Source organism: Bacillus gobiensis (assembly GCF_001278705.1).
GTDB classification, from domain to species: domain Bacteria; phylum Bacillota; class Bacilli; order Bacillales; family Bacillaceae; genus Bacillus; species Bacillus gobiensis.
The window spans coordinates 2,418,191-2,436,832 of sequence record NZ_CP012600.1 but is presented as its reverse complement, the minus strand read 5'-3'; the positions used below and the strand labels follow the sequence as shown (position 1 = coordinate 2,436,832).

Here is an 18,642-nt window from a genome sequence, read left to right as displayed (position 1 = left end):
AGAATGGCATATAAGGAGCTTTGTGCACCGAAACGAACAATTATGACGCCAGGTCCGGTAGAAGCGGATCCGAGAGTATTACGTGCATTAAGCACGCCGATATTGGGGCAATTTGATCCGGCTTTTACCGAGATGATGAATGAAACGATGGACATGCTAAGAGGCGTATTTCAGACTTCAAATAAGTGGGCTTTTCCGATTGACGGGACGTCCAGGTCCGGATTGGAAGCGGTCTTGTCCAGCGTAATTGAAAAAGGTGACAAGGTGCTGATCCCGATTTACGGACGGTTCGGGTATCTTCTCACCGAAATTTGCGAAAGATACGGAGCAGACATCCACATCATGGAATGTGAGTGGGGAGACGTATTTAACCCCGAAGATGTAATCGAGCAAATCAAACAGGTTCAACCGAAAATTGTCGCAATGGTGCATGGGGAAACCTCAACAGGTGCAATTCAGCCATTAAAAGAGATTGGTCACGCGTGCCGTGCTTTGGATGCCCTGTTTATTGTTGATGCGGTCGCAACAATTGGCGGTACAGAAGTATTAACGGACGAGTGGTGCCTGGACGCTGTAATTGGCGGAACACAAAAGTGCCTGTCCGTTCCATCTGGAATGGCCCCGATAACCTTTAATGACAGAGTCGAAGCTGTCATCAATTCTCGAAAAAAAGTAGAGAAAGGTATCGCGACAGAAAGCGATCATGCCTATGAAAGAAAGCATTCTCCGATTTCGAGCAATTATTTTGATATCAGCCAGTTAATGGATTATTGGAGCCCAAGACGGCTTAATCATCATACAGAGGCTACGACAATGCTTTATGCGCTTCGCGAAGGCGTTCGTCTTGTTCTTGAGGAAGGACTTGAAAATCGTTTTAAACGCCATCGTCTTCATGAAGAGGCGCTTATAGCAGGAATAAAAGCGATGGGACTCGAACTATTTGTTGAAGGAGAGAAAAAGCTCCCGGTAGTCACCTGTATTAAAGTTCCGGAAGGGATAGATGCAGACTCGGTCAGAAGCTTGATGCTATCTGAATTTGGCGTTGAGATTGCCAGTTCTTTCGGGCCTCTTCAAGGGAAAATTTGGCGTATCGGTTCGATGGGCTACAGCTGCCAGAAGAAAAATGTTCTTTTTGTCCTTGCCGCATTTGAGGCAGCGTTAATTTATCATGGAGCAGCAATTAAAGCTGGAGATGCCATACAAACGGTTCTTTCTTTTTACAAAAGGGAGGGGTAACTATGAAGCCCTATGATCTAATAATTAAAGGAGCACAGATTGTTGCACAAGATGGAGTTATTTCTGCAGATGTGGGAATTAATGATGGAGTCATAGCTGAAATCGGCTCCCTTTCCGAAGAAGACAGCTTAGACGTATTTAAAGCAGAAGGGTTTTATGTCTTTCCCGGGGCGGTAGACTGCCATGTACATCTTGACGAACCTGGCCGCGAGCATTGGGAAGGTTTTGAAACAGGAACGGCGATGCTTGCTGCGGGAGGCTGTACAACATTTTTTGATATGCCTTTAAACGGAATCCCGTCAACGACTTCTGTGCAAGCCTATGAAGAAAAAAAGAAAATCGCTAACGAAAAATCGGTTGTTGATTTTGCTTTGTGGGGAGGACTTGTGCCTGGAAACTTTGAAGAAATTGCAGGGCTTGCCGAAGCTGGAGTGATCGGCTTTAAAGCGTTTCTTTCTGAATCCGGGAACAAGGAATTCGAAGCGGTTGATGATGAGACGCTTTTGCTAGGCATGATGGAAATCGCCAAGCATAATAAAATACTAGCTCTCCATTCAGAAAGCAATGTGATCACCCGTGTCATGCAGTCGATTTTTGAAAAGAAGGGTGATGTATCTGCGGATGCCTATGCTGCCTCGAGACCAGTGGAAGCAGAGGTAGAAGCGGTTGAACGAGCTATTCAGTTTGCTAAGCTAAGCGGCTGCCTGCTGCATTTTGTCCACATCAGCAGTGGACGAGCCGTTGAGGCAATTACGAGAGCAAAAGAGGAAGGAATGGATGTCACCCTTGAGACCTGTCCTCATTACCTTCTGTTTACCCATGATGATCTAAAAACAATAGGGTCAAGAGCAAAGTGTGCTCCACCACTTAGAGAAAAGCCAGTCAGAGATGAATTGGTTTCAGCACTCATTGAAGGCAAAATTGATATGATTTCCTCTGATCATTCTCCGTGTCCTCCTGAAATGAAAAACGAAGAAAACATGTTTCAGTCATGGGGAGGGATCAGCGGCGGGCAATATACGCTATTGAGTGTTATTGAGGTGGCGCTTAAGTACAATATTCCGTTAGAAAAGGTCGCATACTGGACGGCGGAATCTCCTGCAGACCGTTTCGGATTAGGGAAGAAAAAAGGAAAAATCAAAGCTGGATATGATGCAGACCTTACTATTGTTGATCTGAACCAACAATTTACTGTGGCAAAGAAAAACATGTATGCAAAGCATAAAGTCTCACTCTATGAAGATCATTCGTTTCCATGCAAAATTAATGCGACATTTACAAGAGGCAAGCTAGTATACTCCGACCTGACTTGAACAAACCTTCAAACAGTGGGGGTTATGAAGGACATTTCTCCGGCACTCTTACTTCATGATGTCCTTCACAACCCGGATGAAGGACATATTTCTGTATCACTTGCGCCATTTTGTCCTTCATAACCCGAATGAAGGACATTTCTCTGCCTCACTTGCGTTATTCTGTCCTTCATAACCTGAATGAAGGACATTTTTTTGTATCACTTGCGCCATTTCGTCCTTCACAACCCGGATGAAGGACATTTCTCTGCCTCACTTGCGTCATATTGTCCTTCATAACCCGAATGAAGGACATTTCTCTGCCTCACTTACGCCATTCTGTCCTTCATAACCCGAATGAAGGACATTTTTTTGTATCACTTGCGCCATTTCGTCCTTCACAACCCGGATGAAGGACATATTTCTGTTTCCCTTGCGTCATTTTGTCCTTCGTGACCGGTATGAAGGACATTTCTCCAGCACTTTTACTTCATTCTGTCCTTCATAACCCGAATGAAGGACATATTTCTGTTTCCCTTGCGCCATTCTGTCCTTCACATTCCGAAATGAAAGATGTTCCTCTGTCTCATTTGCGCCATTTTTTGTCCTTCACAACCAGAAAATTCGAAAATTGGACAAGCTATGATAAGCATGAAATTTCGAGCTGTACCTTTATCCTTATTAGAAGATTCTTAGAAAATCGTATGATAAACTAAGTTTAGAGGTGATACAGATTGATTTACATAGGCTTGTCAGGCTGGGGAGATCACGATAGCATTTATCCCGCGAGACTTAACAGTAAAAACAAACTGGCTCATTATTCCGCCAATTTCCCTATCGTTGAACTTGATTCAAGCTTTTATGCCATTCCGCCGGAGAGAAATAGTGTAAAATGGATAAAAGATACACCTGATTCCTTTCAATTTATAATAAAAGCCTATCAGGGAATGACTGGTCATCAAAGAGGAGAAATCCCTTACGAGTCAAAGGAAGAAATGTTTGATCATTTTAAGAAATCGATCGTTCCTTACATAAATGCTGGTAAGCTGGCGATGGTCCTTTTTCAATTTCCTCCATGGTTTGATTGCACGAAAGATAATGTTGCTTATTTAAGATGGTGCAGGGAACAAATGGGTGATATGCCTTGTGCTCTTGAATTCCGGCATCAGTCTTGGTTTTCCCCTTCATTTTTGAAAAGAACGCTGGATTTTATGAAAAAAGAAGAATGGATCCATAGCATATGTGATGAGCCGCAAGCAGGTGTTGGAAGCGTGCCTGCAGTATTGGAGGCGACTTCACAATTAAAAACGCTCGTTCGGTTCCATGGACGTAATATAGAAGGCTGGAAAAAACCCGCTTCAGGAGAAAACTGGCGGGAGGTTCGGTATTTGTACAGGTACAATAAGAATGAGCTCACTGAATGGAAAAAGAAGCTGGAAGCCTTGCAAAGACAAACTCGCGACATATATGTTATTTTTAACAACAATTCTGGCGGAGATGCAGCAGATAACGGAAAAGAAATGATTACCCTTTTAAATCTGAATTATGAGGGTTTAGCCCCGAGACAGCTAGATTTTTTCAGCTAAAGAGAAGAGGTATTTCATGATTGTAATAATCATTATGCTTATCCTTGGGGTATTGGCAGGTATGATTGGAAGCCTGGTGGGGCTCGGAGGGGGAATTCTGATTGTCCCAGCTTTGACTTATTTGGCAGAAATCGTACCAGCTTTTCACGATGTGACCCCTCAGATTGCCATCGGAACATCGTTGTTTGTTATTATTTTTACCGGCCTTTCTTCTACTTTATCATATATGAAATATAAACTTGTTGATTACAAAAGCGGGCTGATTTTTTTTATCGGATCTGGTACAGGAAGCGTAGCAGGGGCGTATGTTTCTAAAGGATTTCATACAGATTCGTTTTCCTTATGGTTCGGCATTTTTATGATTGCCATCTCGCTATCGTTGATGCTGAAAAGAAATCAAAGATCCGCTGAAAAAAAACATGTCGGAATGATCCGGGCGTTTCAGGAGAATGATGGGACTGTATATACTTATTCCTATCGTGTTTGGATCGGAATCAGCATTGCTCTAGTTGTTGGCTTTCTTGGCGGGTTATTTGGAATTGGCGGCGGGTCATTAATGGTGCCTGCGATGATACTGCTTTTTATGTTTCCGCCGAGGGTAGCTATAGCCACTTCCATGTTTATTATTTTTTTATCATCTATCACCGGATCTATCGCTCATATTGCTTCAGGACATGTCAATTGGCTTTTTGCTCTTTGTTTAGTCCCGGGTGCATGGTATGGCGGCAAACTTGGTGCGTATATTAACAGGGCGCTTAAAAACGATATTCTTGTCATTATGATGAGATGGGTTTTGGTCATTATCGGGCTGCGCATGATCTTTCAAGCGATTTTTTAGTTCTTTACAAGGAGAAGGAGATATGAGAGAGACTCTTCACTTATTTCATACAAATGATTTGCATAGCCATTTTGAAAACTGGCCAAAAATCGCGCAATATATTGAAACGAAACGTAACGAGCTGCAGAAAAAGAAGGAAGAGTCATTGGTTTTTGATATCGGTGACCACGTAGATCGTTTTCACATGATTTCAGAAGCAACCTTTGGAAAAGCAAATATTGAGCTTTTGAATGATATATGCTGTGACGGTGCGACAATCGGAAATAATGAAGGGATTACACTACCGCACGAAAAACTCGACACATTGTATGCTGATGCAAAATTTCCAATCGTATTATCGAATCTGTATGATTTAAACGGTAAGAGACCCGATTGGTTGATGCCTTACTATATTAAGACGCTGAAAAATAATATGAAGCTTGCCATTCTTGGTGTTACAGTATCCTATTACGATGTGTATGAAGTTCTCGATTGGAAGATAACGGATCCGTTTGAAAGCATTTCAGAAGTCATAAATGAAGTGAGGGAGCAAGCTGATATTATTGTGCTTCTTTCCCACCTTGGCATTTCTGATGACATTCTGGCCGCAAAACGGTTTCCTGAAATCGATGTGATTCTTGGCTCTCATACCCATCATTTGCTCGAAAATGGTCAATACGAAAACGGGGTTCTTTTGGGATGTGCAGAAAAATACGGGCACTTTGTTGGACATATTGAGCTTCAACTGGATTCTGAAACGAAAACAATACACGGCAAAAAAGCAAGTGTTCAAAAGGTAGAAGATTTAACAGAAAGCTCAATCAGGGCAAAGGACTTTCTGCAGAAGGAAGAAAAAAAAGCAAGCGAAATCCTGAATCAGGAGGTAGCCACGATTTCTTCGACCTTAGAGGTCAACTGGTTCTATTCATCTTCTTTGCCTAAACTGCTTGCAGAAGCTTTGAGGGAATGGTGCGGAACTGAGATCGGCATGGTGAACTCCGGAGTTATTCTCCAGTCTCTCGAAAAAGGATCTGTTACGAGAAAGGATTTGCACAGCATTTGTCCGCATCCGATTAATCCCATAAAGGTTTTTCTTGAAGGGGACGAGCTAAAGGAAATTATTCTTCATGCGGCAACGGATCAAATGGAGCAGTTCCAAATTAAAGGGCTCGGCTTTCGCGGGGAAGTGATGGGGAAAATGATGTATTCCGGTATCGAATTGGAGACGGAGCGTTTGCAAGACGGATTGGTGCATGTGAAGAGCATATTGATTAATCAAGAACCGCTCGTGCCCGATCGAGTATATTCCGTTGGTACAATCGATATGTTTACGTTAGGCTCTTTTTTTCCTTCGATTCGAAATGCAACGAATAAAATCTATTTTATGCCGGAATTTTTGCGTGACCTTTTGGCATGGAAGCTCAGTAAAGCGTAATTTCCGCTTCGGCCTATACAACAAGTCCTTCTTTCTATCATAAATTGATGGGGAAGGGAGGATTTCTTAAATGGTAACATTAACACCGTTGATGATTGGTGATTATCCTTTTACTGCTATAACTGTAAAGCTTCCAAAAACAAACTTCATGGCTGTGACCAATGAGAATGGCTACATTATGTGTGGCGCGCTCGATGTTGCTTTATTAAATGAAAAATTAAAGGATCGGAAAATAATAGCCGGGAGAGCTGTAGGTGTCCGGACAATTGAACAGCTGCTTGAGGCGCCGCTCGAATCTATCACATATGAAGCGGAATCGCTGGGGATTCACCCTGGTATGAGCGGAAGAGAAGCATTATTAAAAATGGCTAAACCCCTTTAATCAGGGGTTTTCTTATGTATTTTTTTAAACATGGCAATTGTCATATACTCTTTTCTAGCGAGTGGTTTTTTCTAGAGAGCATCATGATCCCTGCTATAAGCAATAAGATCCCTGGCACAAAATAGAATGAAAGTGAGTACAAAATCCCCATGACCAAAATAAAGATGCCCCAGCCTAAACTGTCTTTCTTCAGGAAAAATGTCCCGACCCAAACTAAAATAATCAACGGGGCATTTAAGAAAATCGAAATTAGAAGTACAATAAACCAAAAAGCCGCATTCGCATCACCTTCCGCAACCGTTCCGAAGAAAAGTAAAATGAAAACAGTCAAGATCAAGCATAAAACCAATAAAATACTAGCGATTAAGGATAAGATAAATTCGGTTGACCTGTTCAAGCGTGAGCTACCTCCTAGTTGTTTTCTATTACATGATATCATAAATAAGGAGGATATTTTTTACTTTTCCAATTATCTAGGATTCAGAAAAGTTTTTTCAACTTCGCATTCTAGAGGCTATAATCATTTTTAGACTATATTGTGTTTGATAATTTTATGGACAAACTTAGTAAAAAAATACGGATTATTCATCGCTCAGCTTTTTAATTATTTTTCTTTCGGATATATTCTGCTTTAGTCGCAGAGCTATTACTTTTTTTGGACTGACTTGGGGCTAGCATTGCCAACGCTGTCGTAAAAAGTAAAAAAAATAAGTAAACCCTAATAAAAGAGTAAACCGTTAATTCGAACGGTTTACTTTTTTTTAAGATCTTTTCGCTCCCATACTCGTAAATAAGGATAGGGATCAAAAGACCATTCGGTTCGTCCATTGTCCTTATACATCCCGTAATGCAGGTGAGGCGGAAACTTACCGGAAGTGCCTGGCGGACCATAGCCGGAGCTGCCGACTGAACCGATTACTTCGCCTGGAGCTACAATTTGCCCGACCTTTAAACCTTTAGTGAAGCCGTTTAAATGAGCAAAGTAGTGGTACGTATTATTAATGTCACGGATTCCGATTCTCCATCCTCCAAATCGATTCCAACCCTTCATTTCGACGATGCCAAAGCACGTTGATCGGACAGGGAGGCCGTAATGAGCGAATAGATCCGTTCCTTCGTGTATGCGTCTGCCGCCAAAGCCTCGTGCAGATCCCCATGTACTTCTGTAGCTGTAATCAGTTCGAACGGGCAGCGGAAATGCATGTTCGCCCAGTTCAATGTGCCCGTACTTCTTAAATAGCTTAATAAAGCCAGTAATGATTCCGACGGTCTGATCGCGATGATAATATTCCCATAGGCCAATCCGAATGTTTTCAAGATCGGTTCCGTACTTGCGTAAATATTGCCCAACTGTAAATAACACATCTTCTTCATCGCTTTGATCAGCTAATCCGTCACCGTTTCCATCCATTCCAATTCCATCAAAAACTTTAATACTTAAAGGGTGGACATCTTTAGGATCGGGATTTTCCGGTCCACTCCATATTTCTTCAGGAATATAAATTCCGATAGGGCCGGTGGAATCCGGAAGGTCTTTGCGATTATTACGTATATTCGTTTCATATTGGTCAATCGCAGCAAGCACGTACCAAGGAATGTTTGTCACAGCTTCTGTCTTTTGATAGAGCTCCATCCGTGTTTTTTCAGTTGACTCGCTGGCGGCTTCAGCTATTGGAGAGATGAGCAAAAAAATTAGGGATAATACAATTGCTTTTCTTGTCAAACGGTCGGGCTCCTTTCAAAAAAATTAAGGTACTTCTAGTCTGTGGTATAATCCCGTAATCCATTATTAGAAAATGTTAGTAATTTCAAGGTTTTCTTTTCTTGTTCAATAATGATTACTATGTTAAAGTGGCAATTGTAAAAACTTTTATCTACAATAAAATGTGATCGATTTCAATACACTTCTTATACCCTTCCTAGAAAGAACAGATTCAAATAATGGAGTTGATATCAGTGGTAAAAAAAGAAGAATACCTAAGAAAGCCTGATTGGCTTAAAATAAAGCTTAATACAAATGAAAACTACACAGGCTTAAAAAAAATGATGAGGGAAAAAAACCTACATACAGTCTGTGAAGAAGCGAAATGCCCCAATATCCACGAATGCTGGGCAGTTCGCCGGACAGCTACATTTATGATTCTCGGCTCAGTGTGTACAAGAGCCTGCCGTTTTTGCGCAATAAAAACCGGACTTCCAACTGAGCTTGATCTTAACGAGCCGGAGCGAGTGGCTGATTCTGTGGCTCTTATGAATTTGAAGCACGCTGTTATTACAGCCGTTGCCCGCGATGACCAAAGGGACGGAGGAGCAGGCATTTTTGCGGAAACTGTCCGTGCTGTCCGCAGAAAAAGCCCGTTTACTACTATTGAGGTTCTACCTTCCGATATGGGTGGGGATTATGAAAACTTGAAAATCTTGATGGACGCAAGACCGGATATTCTTAATCATAATATTGAGACCGTTAGAAGCCTGACTCCAAGAGTTCGTGCGCGTGCCACATATGATCGTTCACTTGAATTTTTGCGCCGCGCAAAAGAGATGCAGCCTGATATTCCAACTAAATCGAGCATTATGATTGGTTTAGGCGAAACAAAAGAAGAGATAATTGAAACGATGGATGATCTATTGGCAAACAACGTTGATATTATGACGATCGGACAGTATTTGCAGCCTACGAAAAAGCATTTGAAGGTTCAGAAGTACTATCACCCGGATGAGTTTGCAGAGCTAAAAGATATCGCATTGGAAAAAGGCTTCAGCCACTGTGAAGCAGGACCTCTCGTACGATCTTCCTATCATGCGGATGAGCAAGTTAATGCGGCTTCAAAGAAACGTCAAGCACGAGCATAAACGCCAGAATTCTGGCGTTTTTTTTGCCTCATTCGGAAATCATTGAGAATTAGTGTATCCTATTAAAAAGAATTTTCTTTTTTAATAATTGATGGGGCAATCGTTATGGTCTATCATAAAGAGGATGAAAATTATCAGTCCCTGCAAAAAAGAGGTGGCAAATCAAGGTGATTTCTTTTCAAAATCATACTTTTGAGATCATTGAAAATTTTAAGGACGGGTTTGACGAAGAAGCATTTAAAAATCGTTATTCAGAAATTTTAAACAAGTATGACTATATAGTAGGTGATTGGGGATATAATCAGCTTCGTTTAAAAGGTTTTTTTGATGATCATAATCAAAAGGCAGCTTTCGATACAAAAATAAGCACATTGGATGAGTACATATATGAGTACTGTAATTTCGGCTGTGCGTATTTTGTGTTGAAACGAATCAAAAAGTAACAAATAAGGGGATGGATGAAGGGTGTATTTTGTGGATCAAAAACAAATTGAAGAAACGTTAGTCTTTTTTGAGAAAAATCTGGAGCTTTACAGAAACCATTCGGGATGGAAGACAGAGATCGAAAAGAAGGCATTTGAACGGATCGCACACCTTTTAATTGAATGTGTATTAGATGCGGGGAACATGATGATCGATGGATTTATTATGAGAGACGCCGGCAGCTATAACGACATATTAGACATATTAATGGACGAAAAAGTTATAACCAATCAAGAAGGACAAACACTGAAAAAGCTGGTCTCTATGCGGAAGAAGCTCGTGCAACAATACACTCAAATTGATGAACTTGAATTAGTAAACGGTTTAGCAGAATGCACAGAGGTTCTTCAACGCTTTCCAGAAAGAATTCGCATCTATCTTCGCAACGAACTGGGGCCGGTATCAGCATTTAAATAATAGATGGAGTGTTAAGATATGAAACAATATAAAGCCTACTTAATTGACCTGGATGGCACGATGTACAATGGTTCCGAAAAAATAGAGGAAGCAGGTATTTTTGTAAAAAAGCTCATAGAAAAAAAGATCCCTTACTTATTTGTCACAAACAATTCCTCCCGCACACCGGAACAGGTGGCAAAAAAACTGGTTGAATTTGATATTCCCGCTACAGAAGAACAGGTTTTTACCACCAGTCTCGCCACTGCCAACTATATAGCAGAAAAGAAAAAGAATGCGTCAGTATACTGTATTGGTGAAGAAGGGATCAAAAAAGCCCTTTCAGAAAAAGGGTTTACATTTGCAAAAGAGAATGCGGATGTTGTAGTTGTGGGAATCGACCGCGACATTACATATGAGAAGCTGGCTATTGGTGCATTAGCCATTCGCAATGGAGCAGAATTTATCTCGACAAATGGCGACATTGCTTTGCCGACTGAGAGAGGCTTTTTGCCCGGAAACGGCTCTTTAACGTCTGTGTTAACTGTGACCACAGTCACTCAACCTACATTTATCGGAAAGCCTGAACCAATTATTATGGAACAGGCAATGAAACAGTTAGGTATAGCTGTAGAGGATACGCTTATGGTAGGAGATAACTATGATACTGATATTTTGGCAGGAATTCGTTCCGGTATGGATACGCTGCTCGTTCACACAGGCGTTACGAAAAAAGAGCATTTGAAGAACTATGATGCTCAGCCGACGTATGCGATACATTCGCTTGAAGAATGGCTGACATATATTTAAAAAAACGGGCGGCAGCTTATTGAGGCTGCTGCCCGCTCTTTTGTTGGGAGCTGTGAGCCAGTCTGCTCGATGCAGCTGCTGCGATGGCCCCGACGATATCGTCAAGGAAGGTATGGCATTCTCCGGTCGATTTATCGTTCAATTTCGCTAAAATTCCCGGCTTTTCTTTATCGACGTACCCGTAGTTCGTATAGCCGATTGATCCATAAATATTCACAATCGAGAAAGACAGAATTTCATCAATTCCATAAAGGCTTTCATCGACTTCAATAATGGATTGAAGCGGTTCGGCAAGCATTTTTCGTTCGGCCAAGCGGTCCAATTGTATTCCCGTTAAAATCGCATTTTGAACCTCACGTTTCGCAAGAACCCGTTCCACATTCATAACACATTCCTCATGCGTTAAGTTGGTATGATATTTTCTTTGTAAGAAATAGACGAGGTCTGCTATGTCAGAAACGGAAACTCCTCTTTCCTGCAGCCACTGCTTTGCTGTTGCTTCGACTTGGTCCTGATAATTTTTTTCAGCCATTGCTTTCATCCAATCTTTTTTTACTAGTTTATACAAAAATGAATGAAAATGTACCCTTCATTTCTTAACTCAGAAAATTTGTGTTCATAATTCACCTAAAGCCCGATTATGATAAAAAAAGATCAATATAGAAATGCGGGTGATCATGTGAAGGATTCAATAAAAACCCATTATGGAATTCATGTCCGGCAGCTTTCAGTTTTTCATTCATACCCTTCATTCCAAACTCCCAACTCTATCTTTCTTATCGTCCCTACCGGTGAATTTACAAAGGAAGAATTGAAGGAATTACATGATATGAGTCAGTATTTGCAAGAGCAAAAAGACCCATACGTTTCAACTTTTCTAATGACCAAGGATAATGAGCTGACGTTTGAGCACGAAGGCAGTAAATATTCTTTGCTCAAATCGGCTTCCTACTTGTCAAACAGGTCGTTTCAACTTGGAACGGAGCTTGCACAATTTCATCAAAAGGGTCGGCAGTTTCCTTATCAAGTGAAGGAAATGACGAGGCTCGGCGGGTGGAAGGGCTTTTGGGAGAAGCGGTTAGATCAGCTGGAACAGTTTTGGCGGCAAAAAGCATTTATGCATCCACTTGAGCCATTCGAAAAAAAATTTGTGGAATCATTCCCGTATTATTTAGGACTATCAGAAAATGCAATTCAATATTTGGTTGATACCGAGCTTGATGAAAAACCAGGGATTGTTGATTCCGGAACTGTATGTCATCAACGAATGACAAAAAACAAGTGGTCTCAGGAAAACCTCGTAAAAATACCTACAGATTGGGTGCTTGACCACGGCTCAAGGGATCTAGCAGAATATATGAGAAACACGTTTATGCTGTATAGAAATGATCTGTTTGAACAAGGCTTTTTATTTCTGCAGCAGTATGAGGAAGTTACACCGCTGTCAAGCTTTTCAAAAAGACTGATCTACAGCAGGCTTCTGTTTCCGCTTCACTATTTTGAAACGATTGAAGGATACTATATTTCACCAGAATCAGAGCACGACTTTTATGAAGACCGTCTAGACCGGCTGCTTCTTGATTCAGATAGGTATGAGCTGTTTTTGAGAACGTTTCATGAGATGTCCGGAATGAGAAACACTCATTTTCAAATTCCGCAAATTAAATGGCTGACACAAAAAAGAAGCGGATAGAATGAATCTATTCGCTTTTTGCAATTGGCTATGCAAGGGTTTTGACAGCATTTCTGCCAAAAATACTTTATGCAGGAGAATCCTTGGTTTTCCAAGTAAGTAAGCGGTATCAAAAAAGAATTTGTGTCATTCGCCGACTTGTCAAAACCCATTTTCAGCCTTATAATGTGTGTAACTTTATTGTCTGTGATGAAATGACAGATGAACTTCTGTGACGGACATCAGTTGAAAGGTGGAGTTTTTGTGAAGGTTATCAATGTAGGGCTTTTGGGACTCGGGACAGTAGGAACTGGTGTTGTAAAAATTATCGAGGATCATCAAGATCAATTAATGCATCAAGTAGGATGTCCAGTTTCTGTGAAAAAAGTATTGGTTAAGGATATACATAAGGATAGAGATGTCAATTTGCCCAAAGAGGCGCTTACGACAGAACCTTATGATGTTATACATGATCCGGAAATTGATGTTATTATTGAAGTAATTGGCGGTATCGAACAAACTCGTGTATATTTGCTCGATGCATTAAAAGAAAAAAAACATGTAGTAACAGCAAACAAGGATTTAATGGCACTTTATGGTTCTGAGCTGATCTCTACAGCGACTGAAAACAGCTGCGATCTTTATTATGAGGCAAGCGTGGCCGGTGGAATCCCGATTTTGCGTACACTCGTTGAAGGATTGTCCTCTGACAGAATTACGAAAATGATGGGAATCGTAAACGGAACGACCAACTTTATTTTAACGAAGATGAACAAAGAAAAGGCTGCATATGACGAGGTATTGAAAGAGGCACAGGATCTGGGATTTGCAGAATCAGATCCGACAGCAGATGTAGAAGGCCTTGACGCTGCCAGAAAAATGGCGATTCTTGCCCGGCTCGGCTTTTCGATGAACGTTGATTTAGACGACGTCAGTGTTAAAGGAATATCGTCAATTTCAGATGAAGACATTGCTTTTAGCACTCGGTTAGGATATACGATGAAGCTGATTGGGATTGCCCATCGCCACGGAAATAAAGCAGAAGTCAGTGTACAGCCGACTTTGCTTCCTGACCACCATCCTCTTGCTTCTGTAAACGATGAGTTTAATGCTGTATATGTTTACGGGGAAGCCGTTGGAGAGACAATGTTCTACGGTCCGGGTGCAGGAAGCCTTCCTACGGCTACTGCGGTAGTATCCGATCTGGTTGCTGTAATGAAAAACATGCGTCTTGGAGTCAACGGAAAAAGCGCTGTGGCGCCTCAATTTGAAAAAAAGATGAAGGATCCCGGCGAAATATATGCCCAGCAGTTTTTACGAATTCATGTGAGAGATCAAGTAGGGTCATTTTCTAAAATCACCTCCGTCTTTTCTGAGCGGGGAGTCAGCTTCGAGAAAATATTGCAGCTGCCAATTAAAGATCATGATGATTTAGCGGAAATTGTGATTGTTACTCATCAAGCATCGGAAGAGGATTTCAGCGTTATTTTAGGGCAATTAAACGATTTAGAGGTTGTTGTTCAAGTAAAAAGTACGTATCGCGTAGAAGGGAACGGTTATAGCTAATGTGGAGAGGACTCATTCATCAATATAAAGATTATTTACCGGTAACAGAACAAACGCCTATGCTTACGCTTCATGAAGGAAATACCCCGCTGATACACCTTTCTAAGCTTTCTGAGAAGCTTGGGATCGAGCTCCATGTAAAAACAGAAGGAGTTAATCCTACTGGCTCATTTAAGGACAGAGGAATGGTGATGGCAGTCGCCAAAGCGAAAGAAGAGGGCAATGATACGATTATGTGTGCTTCTACAGGGAATACGTCAGCTGCAGCAGCAGCCTATGCGGCACGCGCAAACATGAAATGTATCGTTGTCATTCCTGAAGGAAAAATCGCCTTTGGCAAGCTGGCGCAAGCGGTGATGTACGGGGCGGAAATTATCTCAATTGACGGCAACTTTGACGATGCGCTGAAAATGGTTCGCAGCATTTGCGAAAAAGAGCCGATTGCCCTCGTGAATTCTGTTAATCCTTATCGAATCGAAGGACAAAAAACAGCCGCATTTGAAGTGTGCGAGCAGCTTGGCCAAGCGCCAGATGTCCTGGCTATACCAGTTGGAAACGCAGGCAATATAACTGCGTATTGGAAAGGTTTTAAAGAGTATCACGAGAGACACAATTCGGGTCTTCCTGAGATGCGCGGCTTTGAAGCGGAAGGTGCAGCAGCAATCGTCCGTAATCAAGTGATTGAACAGCCTGAAACTGTAGCAACTGCCATAAGAATCGGAAATCCGGCAAGCTGGGACAAGGCTGTACAAGCATCGGTTGAGTCAAACGGAAAAATCGATGAAGTGACAGACGAGCAAATTCTAGAAGCCTACCAGCTTATCTCCCGTGAAGAAGGAATTTTTGCTGAGCCTGGATCGTGTGCATCCATTGCAGGCGTAATCAAGCAATTAAAAACCGGTGAAATTAAAAAAGGAAGTACGGTCGTATGTGTCCTTACCGGAAACGGTTTGAAGGATCCAAACACCGCTATTGATGTGTCTGAAATCAAACCGACTAAACTTCCTAAGGATGAAGACATTGTTCTGGACCATTTAAAAGGAGCTGCGAAGGTATGAGTGAAAGTGACATGCTTTTTTCGATTACTGTTCCGGGCAGCACTGCAAATCTGGGACCGGGCTTTGATTCAGTCGGAATGGCTCTTTCACGTTACTTAAAATTAACTGTGTTTGAAAGCACATCCTGGAGCTTTGAAGCAGAAACTGAAAGCTTGGCACAATTGCCGAAAGGGACAGATAACCTTATATATCAGGTCGCTAAACGGGTGGCAGACTCTTTCGGTGAGACAATTCCCGCATGTCACGTAAAGGTTTGGAGCGACATTCCTCTTGCTAGGGGGCTCGGGAGCAGTGCTGCCGCGATTGTCGCTGGAATAGAACTCGCGAACACATTATTGAATCTTCAGCTTTCAGATAAAGAAAAGCTGCACTTTGCCAGCCTTGAAGAAGGACATCCCGACAATGCTGGAGCTTCTCTGTACGGTGGCTTGGTTTTCGGACTTCATGAAAAAGAAGATACACAACTGATTCATATCCCTGAGGTAGAGCTTGACATTGTCGTGGTTATTCCTGCTTATGAGGTACTAACAAAGGATGCCAGAAATGTTCTCCCCGAGGAGATCTCTTATAAAAGTGCAGTGCAAGCAAGTGCGGTAAGCAACATGTTAGTAGCCGCCTTACTAACAAAGAATTGGGAACTCGCCGGTCAAATGATGAAAAAGGATTTATTTCATCAGCCGTATCGCTCCATGCTCGTTCCAGAGCTGAGCAAAGTCGATCATGTAGCAATGCTGAAAGGAGCTTATGGTGTCGCACTGAGCGGGGCTGGGCCAACGGTTCTCGTTTTGACTGAAACAGGAAAAGGGCAGCAGATGAAAGAGCAGCTTTCGCAAAACTTTCCTGCTTGTGAAATCGACTGCCTCCATGTTCCAAAAGCAGGATGCACGGTGGACAAAGGAAATATCATAAGGACAACTCAATCAAATTAAAGAAGAAATGGACCCGCTCCCTGCGTTTTGGAGCGGGATTTTTTTCTATTAAAAATAGCAGGTTTTTATATTTAGAAAGTCGAAATAAGTAGAAAGTGATTCAAACGTGAAGGAGGAACAGTATTGAAAAAACTCATAGCCGCAGAAGATCTTGTTCAACTAATATCTGTAACGGATCCTAACTATTCTCCAGATGGAACGAAGGTTGCTTATGTACAAACAAAAATAAATGAAAAGAAGGATTCATACAACTCTCATATTATCGTATATGATACAAATCAAGGACAATCTTATGCATGGACTCATGGGAAAGAAAAAAGCCATTCTCCTAAATGGTCACCAGATGGAAAGAAATTAGCCTTTGTGTCGAAGAGAGATGAAACCTCATCAATTTACGTATTGCGAACGGATGGCGGTGAAGCGAAAAAGGTGGCTGAAACGCCATACGATCTTACACAGCCGGTGTGGGCTCCGGATGGTAAGTCTATAGTCTGTTCGGCTAAGCTGACAAATAAGGAAAGCCTTGACGATGAAAAGAAAGCGGAAATTGATTCATATGAGCCTTTGGAGATAGAGTCACTTCAATATAAAGCGGACGGAGTTGGATTTACGAGAGGGAAATATTCGCAGCTGGTGTTGATTGATTTTGCAACAGGAGCATTACAGCAGCTTACTGATCATGAGACGAACCACTCATCCCACGTCTTTACGCCTGATGGACAAGCGATTGCATTTACTGCGAATTATTCGGAAGACAAAGAGCTGAATTATGTCTATGATATTCATCTCCTGTCATTGGATGACAAAAAAATCCGTCGGCTCACCAATGAAAACGGAATGTTCTCATCGGTTTCATTTTCAAACGACGGTCGTTATGCGGCATTTCTGGGCCACGAAAAAGAATTTAAAAATGCCACGCTGACAAAGGCATGGATCTATGATTTTCATGAAGAGAAACTGAGCTGTTTAACGGAAAGCCTTGAGGTGATTTTTGAAGATGCTGTTGTGGGAGATACGGTATTTGGTGCAGTCAGCCCGGATCCTATTTGGACAAAAGATAATAAAGGTTTTTACGCTTTAGCGACTGACCAAGGAAATACAGCGATTTATTACATATCTATCGAAGGACATGCGTATCCTGTTAGATTGGAAAAAGAGCACATTAACGGGTTTTCCCTTCATCCCGAAGAACATATGGCAATCATAAGCAGCGCCACGCCATCCTGGCCAAGTGAGCTTTATGAACTGAATCTAGAGACAAAAGAAGCGAAGCGAATTACAGATGTAAATGAAAGTTTTGTAAATGAACATATCATAATTGAGCCGGAAGAAATTGAGTTTGAATCTTATGATGGAATGACAATTCACGGATGGTTGTTAAAGCCTGCTGAATATGAAGAAGGAAAAAAGTATCCCCTAATTCTTGAAGTCCATGGTGGACCGCACGCGATGTATGCTAACGCATATTTCCATGAATTTCAGGTACTTGCTGCCAAGGGAAATGCAGTCGTGTTCGTCAATCCGAGAGGAAGCCATGGGTACGGACAAGCCTATGTGGATGGAGTAAGAGGAGATTACGGCGGCGGTGATTACGAGGATGTCATGAAAGCTGTCGATTATGTGCTCGGCAGCTATCAATTTCTTGATGAAACACGGCTTGGCGTCACTGGCGGAAGCTATGGAGGATTTATGACAAACTGGATAGTCGGGCAAACGAACAGGTTTAAAGCTGCCGTCACCCAACGCTCCATCTCCAATTGGCTCAGTTTTTACGGTGTCAGTGACATCGGTTATTTTTTTACAGATTGGCAGCTTGGTTATGACTTGTTTGAAAACCCGACGAAGCTATGGGAGTTTTCACCGCTGAAGTATGCGGAAAATATCTCCACTCCGCTCTTGATTTTACACGGAGAAAGGGATGATCGCTGTCCGGTGGAGCAGGCAGAACAGCTTTTTGTCGCCCTCAAAAAAATGAAAAAGAACGTAAAATTCGTGCGATTTCCAAATGCGGCACACAACTTATCAAGGTCAGGACACCCAGAACAAAGAATTAAGCGACTTAATTATATTTCCGGCTGGTTTGAAGATTATTTGTAGTATAAAAAAAGCTGTCCGAAAATGGACAGC

The 18,642-nt window shown here is 41.8% G+C and carries 18 protein-coding genes; 15 read left to right on the top strand and 3 right to left on the bottom strand.

Annotated elements, in window-relative coordinates:
- Positions 1 to 3 precede the first annotated feature (3 nt).
- The 6 genes from AM592_RS12265 (at position 4) to AM592_RS12240 (ending at position 6,748) form a co-directional block, all read left to right on the top strand.
- Complete coding sequence (locus AM592_RS12265; RefSeq protein ID WP_053604048.1) at positions 4 to 1,236, top strand: pyridoxal-phosphate-dependent aminotransferase family protein; 1,233 nt, start codon at positions 4 to 6, stop codon at positions 1,234 to 1,236.
- A gap of 2 nt (positions 1,237 to 1,238) precedes the next feature.
- A complete protein-coding gene (locus tag AM592_RS12260) occupies positions 1,239 to 2,549 on the top strand; it encodes an allantoinase (RefSeq protein WP_053604047.1) in 1,311 nt (436 codons plus the stop codon).
- Positions 2,550 to 3,262: 713 nt separating this feature from the next.
- On the top strand, positions 3,263 to 4,114 hold the full coding sequence (locus AM592_RS12255) for a DUF72 domain-containing protein (protein ID WP_053604046.1): 852 nt from the start codon (positions 3,263 to 3,265) through the stop codon (positions 4,112 to 4,114).
- A 19-nt stretch (positions 4,115 to 4,133) separates the two neighbouring features.
- Positions 4,134 to 4,952, top strand: coding sequence for a sulfite exporter TauE/SafE family protein (locus tag AM592_RS12250; protein WP_098945309.1), 819 nt, complete (start codon positions 4,134 to 4,136; stop codon positions 4,950 to 4,952).
- A gap of 22 nt (positions 4,953 to 4,974) precedes the next feature.
- Positions 4,975 to 6,366, top strand: a complete 1,392-nt coding sequence (locus tag AM592_RS12245) for a bifunctional metallophosphatase/5'-nucleotidase (protein ID WP_053604044.1) — start codon at positions 4,975 to 4,977, stop codon at positions 6,364 to 6,366.
- 70 nt (positions 6,367 to 6,436) lie between these two features.
- Positions 6,437 to 6,748: a YunC family protein gene (locus AM592_RS12240; RefSeq protein WP_053604043.1), complete on the top strand. Its 312-nt coding sequence runs from the start codon at positions 6,437 to 6,439 to the stop codon at positions 6,746 to 6,748.
- Between the two features lie 40 nt (positions 6,749 to 6,788).
- On the opposite strand, the gene AM592_RS12235 is transcribed toward AM592_RS12240, so the two are convergent.
- Together AM592_RS12235 and AM592_RS12230 are read right to left on the bottom strand one after the other, a co-directional pair.
- Complete coding sequence (locus AM592_RS12235; RefSeq protein ID WP_053604042.1) at positions 6,789 to 7,145, bottom strand: DUF4064 domain-containing protein; 357 nt, start codon at positions 7,143 to 7,145, stop codon at positions 6,789 to 6,791.
- 354 nt (positions 7,146 to 7,499) lie between these two features.
- Positions 7,500 to 8,441: a M23 family metallopeptidase gene (locus tag AM592_RS12230; RefSeq protein WP_225970391.1), complete on the bottom strand. Its 942-nt coding sequence runs from the start codon at positions 8,439 to 8,441 to the stop codon at positions 7,500 to 7,502.
- 263 nt (positions 8,442 to 8,704) lie between these two features.
- On the opposite strand from AM592_RS12230, the gene lipA reads away from it, so the two are divergent.
- The 4 genes from lipA to AM592_RS12210 all read left to right on the top strand — a co-directional run bounded on the left by lipA (position 8,705) and on the right by AM592_RS12210 (position 11,290).
- The gene (gene lipA / locus AM592_RS12225) at positions 8,705 to 9,601 is read left to right on the top strand and encodes a lipoyl synthase (protein ID WP_053604040.1); all 897 of its coding nucleotides are present in this window, start codon (positions 8,705 to 8,707) and stop codon (positions 9,599 to 9,601) included.
- Positions 9,602 to 9,768: 167 nt separating this feature from the next.
- The gene (locus AM592_RS12220; protein ID WP_053604039.1) at positions 9,769 to 10,044 is read left to right on the top strand and encodes a YutD family protein; all 276 of its coding nucleotides are present in this window, start codon (positions 9,769 to 9,771) and stop codon (positions 10,042 to 10,044) included.
- Positions 10,045 to 10,066: 22 nt separating this feature from the next.
- Entirely contained in the window at positions 10,067 to 10,501 is a 435-nt protein-coding gene (locus tag AM592_RS12215; RefSeq protein WP_053604038.1) for a DUF86 domain-containing protein, read from the top strand.
- A gap of 18 nt (positions 10,502 to 10,519) precedes the next feature.
- Positions 10,520 to 11,290 (top strand): TIGR01457 family HAD-type hydrolase, encoded by a 771-nt coding sequence (locus tag AM592_RS12210; RefSeq protein WP_053604037.1) that lies wholly within the window; start codon positions 10,520 to 10,522, stop codon positions 11,288 to 11,290.
- 16 nt (positions 11,291 to 11,306) lie between these two features.
- Here the strand turns inward: AM592_RS12210 and AM592_RS12205 are convergent, their stop codons facing one another.
- Positions 11,307 to 11,822 carry a phosphatidylglycerophosphatase A family protein gene (locus tag AM592_RS12205; protein ID WP_053604036.1) on the bottom strand — a complete coding sequence of 172 codons (516 nt, stop codon included), beginning with the start codon at positions 11,820 to 11,822 and terminating at the stop codon, positions 11,307 to 11,309.
- 147 nt (positions 11,823 to 11,969) lie between these two features.
- Here AM592_RS12205 and yutH point away from each other — a divergent pair, with 147 nt between their 5' ends.
- The 5 genes from yutH (at position 11,970) to AM592_RS12180 (ending at position 18,612) form a co-directional block, all read left to right on the top strand.
- Positions 11,970 to 12,983 carry a spore coat putative kinase YutH gene (gene yutH / locus AM592_RS12200; RefSeq protein WP_225970219.1) on the top strand — a complete coding sequence of 338 codons (1,014 nt, stop codon included), beginning with the start codon at positions 11,970 to 11,972 and terminating at the stop codon, positions 12,981 to 12,983.
- 243 nt (positions 12,984 to 13,226) lie between these two features.
- Entirely contained in the window at positions 13,227 to 14,528 is a 1,302-nt protein-coding gene (locus AM592_RS12195) for a homoserine dehydrogenase (protein WP_053604034.1), read from the top strand.
- Positions 14,528 to 15,586, top strand: coding sequence for a threonine synthase (gene thrC, locus AM592_RS12190; protein WP_053604033.1), 1,059 nt, complete (start codon positions 14,528 to 14,530; stop codon positions 15,584 to 15,586). Before AM592_RS12195 ends, thrC begins: the two co-directional genes overlap by 1 nt.
- Positions 15,583 to 16,515: a homoserine kinase gene (gene thrB, locus AM592_RS12185; RefSeq protein ID WP_053604032.1), complete on the top strand. Its 933-nt coding sequence runs from the start codon at positions 15,583 to 15,585 to the stop codon at positions 16,513 to 16,515. The genes thrC and thrB overlap by 4 nt, the downstream gene beginning before the upstream one ends.
- Before the next feature lie 123 nt (positions 16,516 to 16,638).
- Positions 16,639 to 18,612, top strand: a complete 1,974-nt coding sequence (locus tag AM592_RS12180; RefSeq protein ID WP_053604031.1) for a S9 family peptidase — start codon at positions 16,639 to 16,641, stop codon at positions 18,610 to 18,612.
- Positions 18,613 to 18,642: the final 30 nt, after the last annotated feature.

What these genes read in the sequence shown, in the direction of transcription:
- AM592_RS12265 (WP_053604048.1), top strand. Translation starts at nt 4, where the DNA reads ATGGCATATAAGGAGCTTTGTGCACCGAAACGAACAATTATGACGCCA.
- AM592_RS12260 (WP_053604047.1), top strand. Translation starts at nt 1,239, where the DNA reads ATGAAGCCCTATGATCTAATAATTAAAGGAGCACAGATTGTTGCACAA.
- AM592_RS12245 (WP_053604044.1), top strand. Translation starts at nt 4,975, where the DNA reads ATGAGAGAGACTCTTCACTTATTTCATACAAATGATTTGCATAGCCAT.
- AM592_RS12240 (WP_053604043.1), top strand. Translation starts at nt 6,437, where the DNA reads ATGGTAACATTAACACCGTTGATGATTGGTGATTATCCTTTTACTGCT.
- AM592_RS12210 (WP_053604037.1), top strand. Translation starts at nt 10,520, where the DNA reads ATGAAACAATATAAAGCCTACTTAATTGACCTGGATGGCACGATGTAC.
- AM592_RS12205 (WP_053604036.1), bottom strand. Translation starts at nt 11,822, where the DNA reads ATGGCTGAAAAAAATTATCAGGACCAAGTCGAAGCAACAGCAAAGCAG.
- thrC (WP_053604033.1), top strand. Translation starts at nt 14,528, where the DNA reads ATGTGGAGAGGACTCATTCATCAATATAAAGATTATTTACCGGTAACA.
- thrB (WP_053604032.1), top strand. Translation starts at nt 15,583, where the DNA reads ATGAGTGAAAGTGACATGCTTTTTTCGATTACTGTTCCGGGCAGCACT.